Raw genomic sequence first — 17,003 nt, 5'->3', positions numbered from 1 at the left:
GATGCTGGAGATCAGGGAGCTCTCGGCCGAGATCGAAGGCGTGCAGGTGCTGCGCCGGGCCTCGCTGTCGCTGGAGGAGGGTGCGACCGTCGCGCTGATCGGACGCAACGGCGCCGGCAAGACTAGCCTGCTGCGCGCCATCATGGGCTTCATGACGGTGACCGGCGGCGCGATCAGCTTCGATGGCAAGCCGCTCGATACGGTGAAGGCGCATGAGCGGCCGCGGCTCGGCATCGGCTATGCGCCGGAGGACCGCCGGCTGTTCTCGACCTTCACCATCGAGGAGAACATCCGCCTGCCGGCCGAGGTGATGAAGCTCGGCGAGGCCGAGATCGAAAGAAGGTTGGAACGAATTTACGCGGTGCTGCCCGAGCTCGCCGATCTGCGTCAGCGCCCGGCGGCGGGGCTCTCCGGCGGGCAGGGCAAGATGGCGGCTCTTGCCCGGGCGCTGATGATCGGCAGCCGCGTCATCCTGCTGGACGAGCCCTTCCAAGGGCTCGCCCCGGTTCTGGCCAACCGCTATGCCGCCGCCCTGCGCGCTCTGCGCGACAGCCATCCCGACATCGCCTTGCTGATCACCGAATCCAACCCCAGTCTGCTGCGCAACTTCGCGGCCAAGGCCTATGCGATCGAGCGCGGCGAGGTCAGCGAAACGCAGTTGGCCGAAAGCTCGCTCGCCGCAGCCGGGCTGCATTGAGACAAGACGAGACGGCATCGCCGTATACGGAGACCATCATGACCCAGCACTTCATCAACGGCCGGCATATCGCCGGCCGCACCGGCGAGACCATGGCGGTGCTCGCTCCGGCGACCGGCGAGGAATTCACCCGCATTGCCTGTGGCACGGCCGAGGACATCGATGATGCGGTGCGCGCTGCCCGCGCCGCCTATGAAGGCTCCTGGGGCAGGTTGACCGCGGCTGAGCGCGGCCGGCTGATCTCCAGGCTCGCCCTCAAGGTCCAGGACCATTTCGACGAACTGGCGAAGATCGAGGCGCAGGACACCGGCAAGCCGATGGCGCAGGCGCGGGCCGACATCGACGCGACCGCCCGTTATTTCGAGTTCTATGGCGGCGCCGCCGACAAGGTGCACGGCCACGTCATCCCGTTCCTCAACGGCTACAGCGTGAATGTCGTGCACGAGCCCTATGGCGTCACCGGCCACATCCTGCCCTGGAACTATCCGGCGCAGATGTTCGGCCGCTCGCTGACCGCCTCGCTCGCCATGGGCAATGCCGTGGTGCTGAAGCCGGCCGAGGATGCCTGCCAGACGGCGCTGCGCCTCGCCGAACTCGCCACCGAAGTCGGCTTCCCCGATGGCGCCATCAACATCGTCACCGGCGGCGGCCATGAGGCGGGCGAGGCGCTCTGCCGCAATCCCGGCGTCGGCTTCATTTCCTTCACCGGCTCGCCGCAGGTCGGCCAGATCATCCAGAAGGCCTGCGCCGACAACTTCATCACCTGCACGCTCGAACTCGGCGGCAAGTCGCCCCAGATCGTCTTCGACGACGCCGATTTCGACGCCGCCGTGCCGATCGTCTGCAAGGCGATCGTCCAGAACACCGGGCAGACCTGCTCGGCCGGCAGCCGCGTGCTGGTCCAGAAGACCATCTATGACGATTTCGTCGGCGCCGTCGCCAGGCAGTTCTCCAAGCTGCGCGCCGGCACGCCCGAGATGGATCTCGATTGCGGCCCGGTGATCAACGCCAAGCAGCGTGGCCGGGTGCAGAGCTTCGTGGATCAGGCCCGTGAGCAGGGCATTCCGGTCCTCGCCGAGGGTGCGATCGCGCAGGGCGTGCCCAATGGCGGCTTCTATGTGACGCCGACCCTGTTCGGCCAGGTGCCGCGCGGCAACCGGCTGGAGCAGGAGGAGGTCTTCGGTCCCGTGCTCGCCGCCTTCTCCTTCGACGACGAGGAGGACGCGGTGAAGCTCGCCAACTCGACCCCCTATGGCCTCGTCGCCGGCGTCTGGACCAATAATGGCGGACGCCAGCAGCGTGTCGCCAAGCGCGTCCGCGCCGGGCAGGTCTTCATCAACGGCTATGGTGCGGGCGGCGGCATCGAACTGCCCTTCGGCGGCACCGGCAAGAGCGGCCATGGCCGCGAGAAAGGCTTCATGGCGCTAGAGGAGTTCGCCGTCGCGAAGACGATCGTCCACAAGCACGGGTGAAGCGGAACAGGTGAATCGCGGCCAGGTTGTTCGCCCGTAAGGAGTAGCTTGGGATCGTACGAGAACAGGTCTTGCGCCCCGCTGCGGGCGCAAGCATTGATTGACGATGTGGACGCTGCCGGCAGGCGATACCGTAGATATCCTGGGAGGATTACTTGCGCCCCTGCAAGGCCGGCGCATTCTCGATATCGGCTGCGGTCGGGGCAATCTGCTGCAGGCGCTGGCCGAGCGAGGCGCCAGCGTCGCCGGGCTCGATCCGGACGAGGCGATGCTGGAGGTCGCGCAGGCCCTTGTGCCCAAGGCCACGCTGAAGCAGGGCTGTGCCCAACTCGTGCCCTGGGGCGATGCCAGCATGCACGCCGCGATCTTCCTCAACAGCCTGCACCATATCCCTGTCCCCGACATGCTGCTGGCACTGGAGGAGGCCGCCCGCGTCGTCGGCAGGGGTGGCAGCGTCATCGTCATCGAACCCCTGTCGGAAGGATCGTTCTTCGATGCGCTGCGGCTGATCGAGGACGAGACCGAGGTCCGGCAGGCCGCACAGGATGCGATTGTCAGGGCGAGGCGCCGCGGCATCGTCAACGAGATCAGGCGGATCGAATACGACCGTATCGAAACGTTTTCCGATGCCGAAGCCTTCCTGGAGCGTGCCGTCGTGATCGATCCGTCGCGCGAGGAGCGGGCGCAAGCGGCGCGCAGCAAGCTGCTCGCCCGCTTCGAGGCGCTGTCGGACCATGACAAGGGCGGCTATGTTCTGCACCAGCCGCTGCGGATGCACCACCTCAAGGTGCCGTTCGGGCCGAAGCCGGCGAGCACCCCCGCCATGTTCGGCTGAGGCTCAGCCCGCGCCGGCTGGGGCCGGCAGCCGAGGGGCCTTCACCCGCCCCGGCCATTCGCCGGTGATGCCAGGCTGGACCGGCCGTTCCAGGTAGGTCGAGAGCACGACATAGCTGCGCGTCGCGGTGACGCCGGGCACGTCGTAGATCTTCGCCAGCAGGCCCTCGAGCGCGTGCGTGCTCTGCGTGCGCACCTTCAGCATCATGCAGGTGTCGCCGGCGACCGAATGGATCTCCTCGACCTCGGGATGGGCCTCGATCGCCAATAGCGTCGTGGTCTTGCCCCAGCCGGTGGTATCGACATGGACGAAGGCGAGCAGCGTCTTGCCGGTCGCCTCCGGCTCGATCAGCGCCGCGACCCGCTTGATCGCACCCGAGCGCCGCAACCGCTTCACCCGCTCATGTGCCGCCGGCGGCGACAGGCCGACACGCTCGCCGAGATCGGCGTAGCTGATCGTAGCGTCCTCGACCAGGACGCCTAACAGCTTTCGGTCCATCGCATCGAGTTCGCGCTCGGACCCGCGGTTGCGCCGAACGCCATCTGTTTTTTCAAGCATTCGCTGATCCTCGATTGAAGCTGAATCAAATTCGGTCATTCTGTCGAAATGACGAATGAAGATCAAATTAGCGCTGGAGCAGCCCGCATCCCCGCCGCGGCCTATGCACTCTGCCTGTGCATCGGCCTCGTCGGCGCCAACTCGCTGGCGCTGGGGCCGATCGCCCCGCGCGTGGCGGAGAGCTTCGCCTCCGGCGTGCCGGCGGTGATGACGGCCTCGGCCGCCTTCGGCATCGGCACGGCGGCGAGCGCCCTGCTGCTCGCCGGGCTGATCGACCGCTTCGGCGCAGGCCGGGTCCTGCGCTACGCGTTGCTTGCCTTCCTGGCGGCCCTCGCGGCGAGCGGGGCGGCACCAGCCCTTGCGGCTTTCGTCGGCGCGCAATTGCTGGCCGGGCTCGCCGCCGGCCTTGCGCTGCCGGCCATCTACACACTCGCTGCGCTGGCAGCACCCGCCGGCCGCGAGAGCGACACGCTCGGCATCGTCCTGTTCGGCTGGACGCTGAGCATGGTCGCCGGCGTCTCGCTCTCGGCCGTGATCGCCGATCTCCTCGGTTGGCGCATGGTCTACGCCATCGTGGTGGTCGCCGGGCTCGCCGCCATGGCCGGGACAACGAAGCTGACAGCCGGCGGCAACCCGACCAGGCGCACCGCGCCGTCGCCGCTCTCGGCGCTGAGGGTTCCCGGCATCGCGCCGCTGCTGCTCGCCTGCGCCGCCTTCATGGCCTCGTTCTACGGCGTCTATGGCTATGTCGGCGACCATCTGCATCGCGGGCTCGGCCTGCCGGTCAGTGCCGGTGGCCTGCTGGCACTGTGCTATGGCCTCGGCTTCGGGGCGACGACCTTCCTCGACCGCTGGATCGACCGGCTCGGTCCCGCCCGATTGCTGCCGCTGTTCTTTGCGGTGGTCGGTGCTGTCTATCTGGCGATGACCGCTGCCTCCGCCTCCTATCCGGCATTGCTCGCCGTCGTCTTCTGCTGGGGCATGGCCAATCACGCCGCGCTGAACGTGCTGATCCTCCGGCTGGCGGCACTCGATCCCGGCCGCCGCGGCGCGATCATGGGCCTCAACAGCGGCGTCACCTATCTCGCGCTCTTTGCCGGAACGACAGGCTTCGGGCCGCTCTATGCCAGTGCCGGCTTCTCGGCGCTCGCCGGGCTTGCGGTCGCGCTGATGCTGGTGGCGGCGCTTGCCGCTGCGCTTGCGCCGCGCGCGGCAACGGCAAGCGCATGATCCCTACATCTGGATGACGTGCCGGATCGTCCGGCCTTCGTTCAGCGCGTCGAAACCCTCATTGATGCCGTCGAGTGGGCTCGAGCTGGTCCAGAGCTTGTCGACCGGCAGCCGGCCGCGCTGATAAAGGTCGATGAAGCGGGGAATGTCGCGCACCGGAATGCAGGAGCCGACATAGGAGCCCTTCAGCGTCCGCTCTTCGCCGACGAGCCGAACCGGCGCCAATGACATCGTATGAGCGGGGTTGGCGAGACCGGCCGTCGTCGTCGTGCCGCCGCGCCGCGTGATCTGGTAGGCAAGCTCCAGCGCCTTCACCGAGCCGGCCATTTCGAGACCGTGGTCGACGCCCCCCTTCGTAGCGGCGCGGATCGCCTCGACGACATCGGGCGCGCCGGCATTGAAGGTGTCGGTCGCGCCGAGCTCGCGGGCGATCTTCAGCTTCTCGTCCGAGAGGTCGACGGCGATCACGCGCGAGGCGCCGCAGGCGACCGCGCCGAGCAGGGCGGAGAGGCCGACACCGCCGAGCCCGACGACCGCAGCCGTCTCGCCGGCCCGGACCTTCGCCGTGTTCACGGCCGCACCGACTCCGGTCAGCACGGCGCAGCCGAACAGCGCGGCGATCTCGTGGGGAATGTCGGCCTCGATCTTGACCAGCGAATGGCGCGACATCACCGTGTGCTCGGCGAAGGCGGAGACGCCGACATGATGGTGCACCGGCTGGCCGTTCTGCGAGAGCCGGCGCCCGCCCGCCATCAACTCGCCGACGCCGTTGGCGGCGTTGCCGGGTTCGCACAAGGCAGGGCGCCCCTCGCTGCACGGCGCGCAATGGCCGCAGGATGGCACAAAGACCATGATGACACGGTCGCCCTTCCTGAGGTCGGTGACGCCTGGCCCGACCTCCTCGACCTCGCCGGCGGCCTCATGGCCGAGCACCATCGGCACCGGGCGCGGCCGGTTGCCGTCGATCACCGAGAGGTCGGAATGGCAGAGGCCCGCGGCCCGAACCCTGACCAGCACCTCGCCCATGCCGGGCGGGGCGAGCTCGACCTCCTCGATCCGAAGCGGTTTCGACTGCGCATAGGGCGCGGTGACGGGGCTGGCGTGCAGCACGGCGGCGCGAGTCTTCAAGGCGTATCCTCGTGAGCTGATTTGCCGGCGAGTGTTCGGCTCGCCGCGCCGCCTGTCAAAGACGAAATCCCGATCAGCCGTATAAGGCGGGCGGATCGGTCTCGTCGCCCAGCGTCGCGGTCCAGCGCTCGTCGGCGACGAGGCCGCGCAGGATCTCCCAGGAGAGCTGGCCGATGGCGCGGGCTGCGGCCGTCATCGGCCGCTCGGTCGAATATGCCAGGTAGACCTTGCGATAGAGCGACGGCTCTTCCAGCGGCCAGGTCTGGAAGATGCCGGCCTTCTCCTGCGCCCTGACCGCCATGCGCGGCAGGATGCTGTAGCCGAGGCCGCGCTCGGCCAGGCGCTTGATCTGCGAATAGGATTCGATCTCGACCGCGGCATGGACGGTGGCGTTGATGCCGGCCGCCGCCTCGTCGATCTGGTCGCGCAGGCCGTGGCCCGGCCCGGGCAGGATCAGGTCGAGCCCGGCGGCCTCGGTCAGCGTCACCGCCTTGCCGGCAGGCGTCTTCAACGCCGTCAGAGCCGGGATGCCGAAGAGGCAGAGCTCCTCGGTCAGGACGTGGTGTATGCCGAGCCCCTTCGGATCGGAGGTCGAGTAGATCACTGCGAGATCAACCTCGCCCTTGCGCAGCCAGTCGAGCACGAAGCCGCTCATCGCCTCGGCGACGCGGATGCGCACATCCGGGAAACGCTCCTGCGTCGCCTCGATCAATGGCACGCTGAACTGCTCGCTGACCGTGCCTGGCAGGCCGATCCTGACCTCGCCGGCCGGCGCCGCCTGCTCGCCGCGCACGCTGTCGCGCAGTTCGGCGAATTCGGCGAGGATGGTGCGTGCCTTGGCGAGCAGGCGCTCCCCCGCCTCGGTCGGCTGGACGCCGCGCGTGCCGCGATGCAGCAGGGCGACGCCGAGCTCGTCTTCCATATGGCGCAGATGCTGGCTGAGCGCCGGCTGCGCCACCCGGAGCTTGAGTGCCGCCTTGGAGAACGAGCCCTGTTCGACGATGGCCGTGAAATAGCGCAACTGGCGCAGATCCATCGTCGTCCCGTTCCCCTTGATTGGCCCGCGAGCGCGAGCTTTCGCTTATGCAGACTAGAGCGAAGCCTTATTGGCCGTCCACTCCGCAGGCGTGCATCCTTTCCTTCCGGCAAGGCCTGACGCGACGCAAGGCCGCCCGGCGAAGAAGACGGCGCCCGACGCCGCTCCCTTTCCACGCGGAGGAACGCCATGTCGAACCTGCTCATCCCGTCCACCAGCCGCCGCGGCTTCCTGTCCGGTGCGGCCGCGCTCGCCGCCGGTGCGGCCTTGCCCGGCGGCGCGTTGGCCAAGGCCCCGCTCGCGAACAGCCAGGTGCCCTATTACTATCGCTTCGGGCTCGGCCAGGCCGAGGTCACGGTGGTTTCGGACGGGCCCTTGCCGCTCGGCGATCCCGGCTCCAGCTTCCTCGGCCTGCCGAAGGAGCAGGTCTACGGCCTGCTCGAAACGAACTTCCTGGCCAAGGACAATGTCGTGCTCGAGCAGAATATTCCGATCGTCAATTTCGGCGACCGGCTGGTGATGTTCGACACCGGCATGGGCTTCTCCAAGGCTTTCGGCCCGACGACCGGCCGGCTGCTGAAAAGCATGCAGGAGGCCGGCATCGACCCGGCTTCGATCGACGCCATCGTCTGCAGCCATGCCCATATCGACCATACCGGCGGCATCTGTTCGGCCGAGGGCAAGCCGAACTTCCCCAATGCGCAGATCTATATCAGCCAGGTCGACCATGATTACTGGCTCGACGACGCCCGCCTCGGCACGCCGTTCAAGGCCTTCGGCGACCATGCCCGCGCCAATTTGCGGCCGGTGCGCGATCGCATCGTCTTCTTCAAGGACGGGCAGGAGTTCCTGCCGGGCATCACCGCGATCTCGGCGCCGGGCCACAGCCCAGGCCACACCATCTTCAACGTCTCCTCGGGGGGCAAGTCCTTCGTCTTCCTCGGCGATCTCACCCACCACCCGATCCTCCTAACCGAGAATCCGCGGGTCGAGTTCGCTTACGACTGGGACCCGAAGATGTCGGTGCAGTCGCGGGTGAAGCTGCTCACCATGCTGGCCGAGCAGAAGACGCCGGTAATGTCCTATCACTTCGCCTGGCCGGGCTTCGGCAACCTCGCCAAGGCCGGTGACGGCTTCCGCTACTATCCCGCTGCGATGCAGATGCTGCGCGGCTGAGCTGATCCTCCCCCAGGCTCGGCCTCGGCAGCGTCCATGCGCGCCTGGAAGCTCTGGCCCCAGGCGCGCATGGCGAGCAGCACCGGCTCCAGCGATTGCCCGAATTCGGTCAGCTCGTATTCCACCTTGGGCGGCACTTCCGGATAGACGATCCGGCGCACCACGCCGTCCGCTTCCAGCTCGCGCAATTGCAGGGTGATCATCCGCGGCGTCGCTCGCGGCGTCAGCCGGCACAGCGCATTGAAGCGCAATTTGCCACGCAGCAGCTGGAACAGCAGCACCGGCTTCCAGACACCGCCGATCACCGACAACGTCGCCTCGACGCCGCAGCCCGTGCGGGCCGCCGGCTCGCGGCGCGGTCGTGTTCCTGTGGCGTGAATGGGCTCAACGACACTTACATCCATGATAGTACATGTTCTCTTTGTACGTACTTGTGCCAGATGAGCTATGACGACACTTGCCTGCTTCCGCAACCACGCAAGGAAGCACGGCAGTGAAGGCAGCATGGTATCAGCGCAAGGGACCGGCGAACGAGGTCCTTGAAGTCGGCGAGCAGCCGCAGCCGGTCGCCGGCCCGGGCGAATTGCTGATCAGGGTCCGCGCCAGCGGCATCAACCCGTCCGATTGGAAGGCGCGCGCCGGCTGGCTCGGCCGCAGTGAGATGCCATTTCCGCTGGTCATCCCGCATCAGGACGGCGCGGGGGAAGTGGTCGCAGCCGGCTCGCCCGAGCTGGAGAGCCGCATCGGCGAACGGGTCTGGTTCTATGAAGCCGCGCTCGGCCGGCCCTTCGGCGGCGCGGCCGAGTATGTTGCGTTGCCGGCGCGGCAGGTCCAGCCGCTGCCGGCAAGTGTCACGTTCGAGGAAGGCGCCGCTCTCGGCGTACCCGCGATGACGGCACATCGCTGCGTCCTCGCCGATGGTTCGGTGGCAGGAAAGGTGGTGCTCGTCACCGGCGGCGCCGGCGCAGTTGGCCGCTACGCCATCCAGTTCGCCAAGCAGAGCGGGGCGCGGGTGATTGCGACCGTCAGCCGCGAGGAGCAGGCGCGTTCCGCCAAGGCGGCGGGCGCCGATCTCGTACTCAACCGCCACAATGACGATCTCGCGGCGCGCATTCGGGACTTCACCGGCAAGGAACGTGGCGTCGACCGCGTCGTCGAGGTCGCCTTCGGCGCCAATCTCGACCTGACCATGCAGGTGCTGGCGCCGCGCGGCGTGATCGCGACCTATTCATCTGATGCGGTTGCCGAGCCCGTCCTGCCCTACTGGCCGCTGCTTCAGCTCGATGCCGCGATCCGCTTCGTGCTGGTCTATGTCATGGATGCGGCCGCGCATGATGAGGCCGCGGCTGCGATCGGGGAGGGGCTGCGAGGCGGATGGCTCAGCCACGAGATCGCCGCGCGCGTCCCGCTCGACGAGATCGCGCAGGCACATGAACTGCTCGAGAGCGGCCGCGCGGTCGGCAAGGTCGTGACCATCAGCTAGTCGATAAGCAGCGGGCGCGACGCCGTCTCGCCCGCTGCTCAAAATAGCTAGATCGGAGGACGCTGCGGTGTTCTCAGGCCGCTTCGGTCATCGCTCCGCCGAGGAAGAGCTGGGCAACGCGGGGATCTGCGAGAATGGTGGCTGCCGGGCCCTGCATGCGGGTCTGGCCGAGCTCCAGCACCAGGCCTTCGTCGGAGATTTCCAGCGCCGAGCGGGCGTTCTGCTCGATCATCAGGATGGTGACGCCCTTGGCACGCAGCTCCTTCAGGATGTCGAAGGTCTCCTGCACCAGCATCGGCGAGAGCCCGATCGAGGGCTCATCGATCAGCACCAGCTTGGGGTCGAGCAGGAGCCCGCGCACGATCTCGAGCTGCTTCTGCTGGCCGCCGGAGAGCGTCGAGGCCTGGACATCGGCCTTGGCGCGCAGCGACGGGAAGCGGTCGAGCGCCGCCTCGATGCGCCTGGGCATGTCGGTGATCTGGCTGCCGGCCGCGACCGCGCCGAGCTCGATATTGTGGCGCACCGAGAGCTCGGGGAAGATGTTGCGGCCCTGCGGCACGTAGCAGATGCCGGCCTCGAGCAGCTTGCGCTGGTTCCAGTTGGTGATCTCCTGGCCTTCCAGCCGGATATGGCCCTCGCGCACCTTGAGCAGGCCGAAGATCGCCTTGAACACGGTCGACTTGCCGGCGCCGTTCGGGCCGATCACAGTGGTGATCGCGGCGCGCGGCACCTTGAATGTCGTGCCGTTGAGGATGGTCATGGCGCCGTAGCCGCCGACCACGCCGTCGAGTTCGAGGATGGGAGTGGTCATGGCATCGCTCCTCAATGCCCGAGATAGGCTTCGATGACCGCCGGATTGGCGCGGACTTCGGCCGGTGTGCCCTCGGCCAGGACCTTGCCTTCGGCCAGCACGATGACGCGCGAGCACAGCGACATCACGAAATCCATGTTGTGCTCGATCACCACGAAGGTCGCGCCCTGCTCGGCATTGATGGCACGCAGGCGCTCCTTGAGATCGCCCAGCATGGTGAGATTGACGCCGCCGGCCGGTTCGTCGAGCAGGACGAGGCGCGGCCCGGCCATGAAGGCCATGGCGGCGTCGAGCAGCTTCTGCTGGCCATAGGAGAGCCCGCCGGCCTTCGCCTCGGTGAGGTGGCCGAGCTTGAAGAAGCCGATCATCTGCTCGGCCTTGGCCGAAAGCCCGGCATCGCGCGCGCCGAAGAAGCGCGACAGCATCGTGCCTTCGTGTTCCTGCCCGGCGAGGATCAGGTTCTCGCGCACGGAGAGCTCGGGGAAGACCTGCAGCAGCTGGAAGGTGCGGCTGACGCCGAGCCGGTTGAGCTCGGAGGGACGCATGTTCGTGACGTCGCGGCCGTCGAGCTTGACCGCGCCCTCGGTCGGCTCGAGCTGGCCGAGGATGCAGTTGAACAGGGTCGACTTGCCGCAGCCATTGGGGCCGATGATGCCGAGGATCTCGCCTTCATTGACCTTGAAGGAGACGCCGTTCACCGCCTTGATGCCACCGAAGGCCTTGTGCAGGTTGGAGACCTCGAGGACTTCGGTCATCGCGCGCCCTCCTTCTTGCCGGTGAGCTTCGCCCAGCCGCGTTCGAGCAGGCCGCTCATGCCCTGGGGGCAGGCGATCAGCAGCAGCATGACGATCGCCGCGAAGATGATCAGGTAGAGCGAGCCGGCAAAGCGCAGCCATTCCGGCAGCACCACGCCGAGCAGCGCCCCGATGAACGGCCCGAGCAGGTAGCCGGCGCCGCCCGCGACCACCATCAGCAGCAGGAAGAAGCTCTGCGACAGCGAGAAGGGCGAGGGGTCGATGAACTCGACCAGCGGCGCGTAGAGCGCCCCGGCGAAGCCCGCATAGGCCGAGCCGATCGCGAAGGCGAGCAGCGTGTACATGCGGGTGTCGATGCCCAGGCTCGCGGCGCGGATCGGGTTCTCGCGCAGCGCCGTGAAGGCGCGGCCCCAGGGCGAGCGGATCATCCACCAGAGCACGACGGCGAGCAGGAAGGTGACCACGACGACGAAGCGGTGGAAGGCGAGCGCGCCGTCGAGCTTGAGCCCGAAGAAGCTCGGCCGCGGGATGTTGGAGAGGCCGAAGACGCCGCCGGTCAGCCATTGCTCGTTGCGCAGGACGAGCCAGATCAGCGTCGAGAAGGCCAGCGTCACGAAGGCGAGGTAATGCGCTTTGACCCTGAGCGCCGGGAAGCCGAGCACGAGCCCGACCGCGAAGGTGATGAGACCCGAGATCGCGAAGGAGGCGTACCAGTTCAGCCCAACCTTGCTGGTCAAAAGCGCCGTCGCATAGGCGCCGATGCCCATGAAGGCGGCCTGCGCCAGCGACTTCAGGCCGGCATAGCCGAGCGTCAGGTTGAGCCCCATCACCGCGACGCTCATCACCAGCCAGAGCGAGAGCACATAGGTGCCGTAGCGGCCCATGCCGGAGGGAGCGAACCAGAGGATGACCGCGGCGATGACCAGCGTCAGCAGCGTGCCGTCGACGAAGCCGGGCAGGGGCAGGCGGCGCGCCGCGGAGGTCGCGGCGCCGTGGGTTGCGGGCGCGGTCATACCCGGCGCTCCTCTTTGCGGCCCATCAGGCCTTCCGGCTTGACGAGAATGACGACGACCAGGAGCACGAGGGGCACGGCGAGGCGGTACGAGGTCGAGATGTAGGCGGCAGCCATGCTGTCGACGATGCCGACGATCAGCCCGCCGACGAGGGCGCCGCGGACCTGGTTGAAGCCGCCGACGATCGCCGCGATGAAGGCGAACAGGCCGATCACCTCGCCATTGGAGAATTTCGCCAGATAGATCGGCGAGATCAGCACCGAGGCGACGACCGCTAGCGCCGCGTTGATCACGAAGGTGAGCAGCACCATGCGCTCGACCGGAATGCCGAGGATGCGCGCCACCGTCGGGTTCTGTGCGGTCGCCTGCATCTGGCGGCCGAGCCGGGTGCCGCCGACGAACCATTGCAGCAGCCCGATGACGGCAAAAGCGACGGCGATGATCGCGACATGCTGCAGCGAGATCGCCGCGCCGAACACCGAGATCGTCTCGGTCGGCACGAAAGAGGGGAATTTCTGCGCCTCGGCCGAAAAGCCGTCCTTGGCGCCTTCCTTCATGATGATCGACAGCGCCATGGTGGCGATGGCGAGCGGCAGGACGCCGTGCCGGATCATCGGATCGACGATGGTCAGCTTGAAGCCGACGCCGAAGATCAGGATGAAGGCGGCGATGCCGATCAACGCTCCCAGCCAGATCGGCGCGCCGAACAGCTTGATCGCAAGCAGGACCAGCACGGCCGGCAGCATGACGAACTCGCCCTGGGCGAAGTTGATCGTCTGCGAGGTCTGCCAGACCAGGGTGAAGCCGATCGCGGCCAGTGCGTAGATCGCGCCCGTGGCGATGCCGGCGATGAGATAGGCGAGGAATTCGGCCATGGCTTTGCTCTCGCTCGTGTGGCGATGGTCGGCGCAACCTGGCCCCTCCCCCTTGTGGGGAGGGGATCGGGGTGGGGGTGGTGCCGCTTGGCGATCGGTCGCGAGGAAAGCGCCGGATCAGCGGATTCGTCTTCTCGATCTCTGTGGAGCCCGCCTTTGCGACCCCCACCCCTGCCCCTCCCCACAAGGGGGAGGGGTTTCGGTCGCGGTTCTTACGGGTTGATCTTCGGCAGCGTCGCCGTGATCACCTGCTTGCCGTCCTTGACCTCGGCGAGGAAGCTCTCGCGGTCGAGGTCGCCGTTCTTCTCGATCGTGGTCTCGATCAGGATGCCCGGCTCGTCCGAGGTCTTGATTGTGGCGCCGCGCAGCGTATCGGCGACGCCCTTCTTGTCGAACTTCTTCTGCTTCTCGGTCGCCCACTTGACCATGTAGACGGCCATGTAACCCTTCATGCCGTTATGGTCGGAGGCGTAGTTGTACTTGGCCTGGAACTTCTTGCCGAACTCCTGGAAGGCCGGGATCGGCGCGTCGATCGAGAGGCCGACATGGCCCTTGACGCCGTTGGCGGCGTCGCCCGCGAGCTCGATCACCTTGGCGCCGAGCAGGGTGGTCTCGCCGACCATCGGCTTGGTGATGCCCTGCTGCTTGGCGGCGCGCAGGAAGCGGGCGCTCTCCTCCTCGTTCAGATAGACGAAGATCGCATCGGCATTGGAGTTCTTGACCTTGATCGCATCGGCGGCGAAGTCGGCCTGGCCCTGCTCGGTGGCAACGTCGGCGGCGAGCTTGATGCCGGCCTTCTCCAGCTCGGGGATGATCGCGTCGCGGCCGCCCTTGCCGAAGTCGTTGTTGACCCAGACGACGGCGACCGAGGCGGCCTTGACCGTGTCCTTCAGGTATTTGGCGATCTTCGGCATCGCCGCGGTCTGGCTGAGCGAGGTCCGGAACAGGTACTGGTTGCCCTGCTTGGTCAGGCCGGCCGCCTCGCCGCCGACGAGCTGGGCGATCTCGGCGCGCTGGGCAATCTGCATGGAAGCGCCGATCGGGCCGGAGAAGACCGGGCCGAGCACGGCATAGGTGCCCTCGTCGATGGCGCGCTGCACGGCGGCGCGGGTGTTCCCCGGATTGGTCTGGGTGTCGTAATGGACGATCTCGATCTGCTTGCCGAGGATGCCGCCCTTGGCGTTGATGTCGGCGACGGCGAGATCGATGCCGTTCTTCCAGTTGGTGCCGGCGGTCGCGCCCGCGCCCGAGAGCTCGACGACGTCGACCAGCTTGACCTTGTCCTGCGCCAGGGCCGGCAGGCTGACGGCCATGCCGAGCGCGGCAGCGATGATCCAGTGCTTCTTCATGCTCGTTTCCTCCACTTGTCCCTAGTGTCTGAAATCCCCGCCCGGTGTTGTCCGGGTCGTCTTGCTCAGGCGGCGTGTTCGGTCGTCTCGCCCGCCGCGGTCACGGAGTCGAAGGCGGCGCCGATCACCGCCTCCGATGCTTCCAGGCCGGTGAAGAGCCGGAAAGCATCGACCGCCTGGTGAATCGAGAGCTCGCGCCCGGTCATCACCGTTGCGCCGGCTTTTTGCGCCGCTTTCAGCAGCGGTGTCCAGAGCGGGTGATAGACCGCGTCCGCGACCCATTGCGAGGCCTGGATCGCGCTTGGCTCGATCGGGATGCCGCGGTCCGGCAGCATGCCGACCGGCGTGCCGTTGACGATGCCGGCGGCCCCCTCTGCCGCCGCCTCGGCGCTGGCGGCGATCTCGACGCTCGCGCGGGTGCCGAGGAGCCCGGCCAGCGCTTCGGCCCGGCTGCGATCGACGTCGCAGAGCCGCAGCCGGGTGACGCCGCAGCCGGCGAGCGCGAAGGCGATCGCCTTGCCGACGCCGCCGGTGCCGATGATCGCGACCGGCTTGTCGCCATCCTGCCGGCCAAGCCGGCGATAGGCGGTGGCGAAGCCCGAGGCATCGGTGTTGTGGCCGATCAGACGGCCGTCGTCGACGACGATCGTGTTGACCGCGCCCATGGCTGCAGCCTGCTCGGACAGCCCGTCTAGCAGCGGCACGACCGCTTCCTTGTAGGGATAGGTGACGTTGATGCCGGAGAAGCCGAGCCGCCGGATGCCGTCGAGCATGGCGGCGAGGTCCTCGCGGCTGGCGCCAGCAACCTCGATCAGATGGTAATGCGCCTCGATCCCGGCGGCTCGCGCCGCAGCTTCCTGCGTCGTCGGCGTCGCCGAATGCGCGATCGGGAAGCCGATCAGCCCGAGCAGCACCCGCTTGCTCTTCCTGGCGATGACCATGGTCGCTATTCCATCCCTGTCACGGCCCGTCTCGGCGGGCTTGTGCATGAGCCCGCAGCTAAACCGATTTGCCGCCGTAACGCGATAACCAATTCGTCGCTGCCGCCTAACATGATGTTATCTTTCTTCGGCAAGTCGCGGCGAGACCACCGCGTTCATCTCCTCGCGCAGCAACTTCACGAAAGTCTCGGCATAGAGCGAGAGCGCCTTGTCGTTCTTCATCGCGACATAGGTCTGGAAGCGGGTCGGCTCCTCGATCGGGATCGTGGCGATGCCTTGCATCGAGCCATGGGCGACGGTGAACTGGTCGATGATGGCGATGCCGAGCCCGGCCCGCACCAGCGAGCAGACGGTGGTGCCGAAGCGCGCCTTGATCGCCATCTCGTACTGCAGCCCCTGGCGCTGGAAGATCTCGCTCATGATCCGGCCATAGGGGTCGGTCGGGTCGATGCCGATCAGCTGATGCTGGACGATCTCGCGGGCCGAGATGCTGCTGTAGCCGGCGAGCGGATGGTGCTGCGGCACGATGCAGAGCAGCTCGCCCATGGCGAGAGGCACGAAGTCGAGGCCTGGATGGTCCAGCTTGTAGCTCATCGCGACGATCTCGCCCTTGCCGAGCAGGAGATAGTCGAGCGCTTCCTCGATCTTCAGGATGTTGATGTCGATGCGCAGGTCGGGATGCTTGCGCCTGAGGCGCTCGATCGCGCGCGGCACCATGACATGGCAGATGCTCGGAACCGAGCCGAGCTTGAACTCGACGTCGCCGCCGCGTTCGATCCGGGCCAGCATCGAGTGCAGGTCGTCGACCTTGCGGTAGACGCCGTTGATCTGCTCGAAGATGTCCTTGGCCTCCGGCGTCGGCACGTAACGGCCCTGCCGGCGCTCGAACAGCTTGAGCCGGAGCGAGCGCTCGGTGTGTTTCATCAGCCGGCTGATGCCGGGGGCCGAGACGTTGAGCAACTTCGCCGCGCCGGCGATCGTGCCGGTGATCATGATCGCCCGGATCACCTCGATCTGGCGCAGGGTGAGCATGGGTGGCGTTCCTCGCCGGCTTCTTGCCCCAAGCGGAGGCGAGGGCTGCGGACCTGTCAAGACGCCATGCGTGGCTCGCTCGGTCCGATTGACTTTCGCAGGATTTGATCGTCACCTGACCTTAAGTCGTCAACCGCTCCGGGGGGATGCCATGGCGGACCAGGTTCACCCGGCGGCGGCGTCGCACCTGCCTGCTTTCGTCGCAAGTCCAGGTGGCACGGACGTCCTCATGGTGGTCGCGGCGATCATTCTGCTCGCTGCTGTCCTGGGCGTCGGGTTGCTCTTCCTGCGCCTGCACACCTTGCCCGAGCGCATCGCGCATAAATCCCACAAGCTGCAATTCGAGATCGTCGCCGTGCTCGGGCTGCTAGCCCTGTTCACGCATGTGCATCTGTTCTGGGTCATCGGCCTGATGCTCGCTTTGATCGACGTCCCCGATTTCTCCGGCATGTTCAGCCGCATGGCGGGCTCGCTCGAGAAAATCGCTGGCATCGCGCCGGGACGCGGTGGCGAGGCGGCGTCGGATATCGAGCACGGCATCGTGCGGCCGGACGACAAGCCGGCGCCTCCGCCAGCCGTGGCCGCCGCGCCGGCTGGCCAGCTCTGAGGAGG

The 17,003-nt window shown here is 67.3% G+C and carries 18 protein-coding genes; 7 read left to right on the top strand and 11 right to left on the bottom strand.

What is annotated here, in order from left to right:
- The first annotated feature begins 1 nt into the window (after position 1).
- From BMZ21_RS07460 to BMZ21_RS07450, 3 genes are all read left to right on the top strand, one after another.
- Positions 2-697: an ABC transporter ATP-binding protein gene (locus BMZ21_RS07460; protein WP_091831425.1), complete on the top strand. Its 696-nt coding sequence runs from the start codon at positions 2-4 to the stop codon at positions 695-697.
- 38 nt (positions 698-735) lie between these two features.
- Entirely contained in the window at positions 736-2,169 is a 1,434-nt protein-coding gene (locus BMZ21_RS07455; RefSeq protein WP_091831423.1) for an aldehyde dehydrogenase family protein, read from the top strand.
- Between the two features lie 106 nt (positions 2,170-2,275).
- On the top strand, positions 2,276-3,004 hold the full coding sequence (locus tag BMZ21_RS07450; protein WP_091831421.1) for a class I SAM-dependent methyltransferase: 729 nt from the start codon (positions 2,276-2,278) through the stop codon (positions 3,002-3,004).
- A gap of 3 nt (positions 3,005-3,007) precedes the next feature.
- On the opposite strand, the gene BMZ21_RS07445 is transcribed toward BMZ21_RS07450, so the two are convergent.
- Positions 3,008-3,562 carry an Lrp/AsnC family transcriptional regulator gene (locus BMZ21_RS07445; RefSeq protein ID WP_091831419.1) on the bottom strand — a complete coding sequence of 185 codons (555 nt, stop codon included), beginning with the start codon at positions 3,560-3,562 and terminating at the stop codon, positions 3,008-3,010.
- Positions 3,563-3,610: 48 nt separating this feature from the next.
- On the opposite strand from BMZ21_RS07445, the gene BMZ21_RS07440 reads away from it, so the two are divergent.
- A complete protein-coding gene (locus BMZ21_RS07440; RefSeq protein WP_091831417.1) occupies positions 3,611-4,792 on the top strand; it encodes an MFS transporter in 1,182 nt (393 codons plus the stop codon).
- Positions 4,793-4,795: 3 nt separating this feature from the next.
- Here the strand turns inward: BMZ21_RS07440 and BMZ21_RS07435 are convergent, their stop codons facing one another.
- Both BMZ21_RS07435 and BMZ21_RS07430 read right to left on the bottom strand, forming a co-directional pair.
- Entirely contained in the window at positions 4,796-5,920 is a 1,125-nt protein-coding gene (locus BMZ21_RS07435) for a zinc-dependent alcohol dehydrogenase family protein (RefSeq protein WP_091831415.1), read from the bottom strand.
- Between the two features lie 73 nt (positions 5,921-5,993).
- Complete coding sequence (locus BMZ21_RS07430; protein ID WP_091831413.1) at positions 5,994-6,956, bottom strand: LysR family transcriptional regulator; 963 nt, start codon at positions 6,954-6,956, stop codon at positions 5,994-5,996.
- A 189-nt stretch (positions 6,957-7,145) separates the two neighbouring features.
- On the opposite strand from BMZ21_RS07430, the gene BMZ21_RS07425 reads away from it, so the two are divergent.
- Entirely contained in the window at positions 7,146-8,132 is a 987-nt protein-coding gene (locus BMZ21_RS07425; RefSeq protein ID WP_091831411.1) for an MBL fold metallo-hydrolase, read from the top strand.
- On the opposite strand, the gene BMZ21_RS07420 is transcribed toward BMZ21_RS07425, so the two are convergent.
- Complete coding sequence (locus BMZ21_RS07420) at positions 8,099-8,536, bottom strand: winged helix-turn-helix transcriptional regulator (RefSeq protein WP_091831409.1); 438 nt, start codon at positions 8,534-8,536, stop codon at positions 8,099-8,101. The genes BMZ21_RS07425 and BMZ21_RS07420 overlap by 34 nt on opposite strands.
- Before the next feature lie 89 nt (positions 8,537-8,625).
- Between BMZ21_RS07420 and BMZ21_RS07415 the strand changes: the two genes are divergently transcribed.
- Entirely contained in the window at positions 8,626-9,615 is a 990-nt protein-coding gene (locus BMZ21_RS07415) for an NADPH:quinone reductase (protein ID WP_091831407.1), read from the top strand.
- Positions 9,616-9,688: 73 nt separating this feature from the next.
- Here BMZ21_RS07415 and BMZ21_RS07410 read toward each other — a convergent pair whose 3' ends face one another.
- The 7 genes from BMZ21_RS07410 to BMZ21_RS07380 form a co-directional block, all read right to left on the bottom strand.
- Positions 9,689-10,426: an ABC transporter ATP-binding protein gene (locus BMZ21_RS07410; RefSeq protein ID WP_091831405.1), complete on the bottom strand. Its 738-nt coding sequence runs from the start codon at positions 10,424-10,426 to the stop codon at positions 9,689-9,691.
- 11 nt (positions 10,427-10,437) lie between these two features.
- Positions 10,438-11,181 carry an ABC transporter ATP-binding protein gene (locus tag BMZ21_RS07405; RefSeq protein WP_091831403.1) on the bottom strand — a complete coding sequence of 248 codons (744 nt, stop codon included), beginning with the start codon at positions 11,179-11,181 and terminating at the stop codon, positions 10,438-10,440.
- Positions 11,178-12,194 (bottom strand): branched-chain amino acid ABC transporter permease, encoded by a 1,017-nt coding sequence (locus BMZ21_RS07400; protein WP_208862231.1) that lies wholly within the window; start codon positions 12,192-12,194, stop codon positions 11,178-11,180. Before BMZ21_RS07400 ends, BMZ21_RS07405 begins: the two co-directional genes overlap by 4 nt.
- Positions 12,191-13,069: a branched-chain amino acid ABC transporter permease gene (locus BMZ21_RS07395; protein ID WP_091831401.1), complete on the bottom strand. Its 879-nt coding sequence runs from the start codon at positions 13,067-13,069 to the stop codon at positions 12,191-12,193. The genes BMZ21_RS07400 and BMZ21_RS07395 overlap by 4 nt, the downstream gene beginning before the upstream one ends.
- Positions 13,070-13,281: 212 nt before the next feature.
- Entirely contained in the window at positions 13,282-14,418 is a 1,137-nt protein-coding gene (locus tag BMZ21_RS07390; RefSeq protein ID WP_091831399.1) for an ABC transporter substrate-binding protein, read from the bottom strand.
- Between the two features lie 65 nt (positions 14,419-14,483).
- Entirely contained in the window at positions 14,484-15,359 is an 876-nt protein-coding gene (locus BMZ21_RS07385; protein WP_091831397.1) for a shikimate dehydrogenase, read from the bottom strand.
- Positions 15,360-15,476: 117 nt separating this feature from the next.
- Positions 15,477-16,391, bottom strand: coding sequence for a LysR family transcriptional regulator (locus BMZ21_RS07380; RefSeq protein ID WP_091831393.1), 915 nt, complete (start codon positions 16,389-16,391; stop codon positions 15,477-15,479).
- A gap of 151 nt (positions 16,392-16,542) precedes the next feature.
- On the opposite strand from BMZ21_RS07380, the gene BMZ21_RS07375 reads away from it, so the two are divergent.
- Positions 16,543-16,998 (top strand): hypothetical protein, encoded by a 456-nt coding sequence (locus BMZ21_RS07375; RefSeq protein ID WP_244543771.1) that lies wholly within the window; start codon positions 16,543-16,545, stop codon positions 16,996-16,998.
- The last annotated feature ends 5 nt before the right edge of the window (positions 16,999-17,003 follow it).

The sequence above is a fragment of the Allobosea lupini genome (genome assembly GCF_900109525.1).
GTDB classification, from domain to species: Bacteria; Pseudomonadota; Alphaproteobacteria; order Rhizobiales; family Beijerinckiaceae; genus Allobosea; species Allobosea lupini.
Note: the sequence above shows the minus strand (reverse complement) of the source record. Positions and strands in the feature narration are given on the sequence as shown.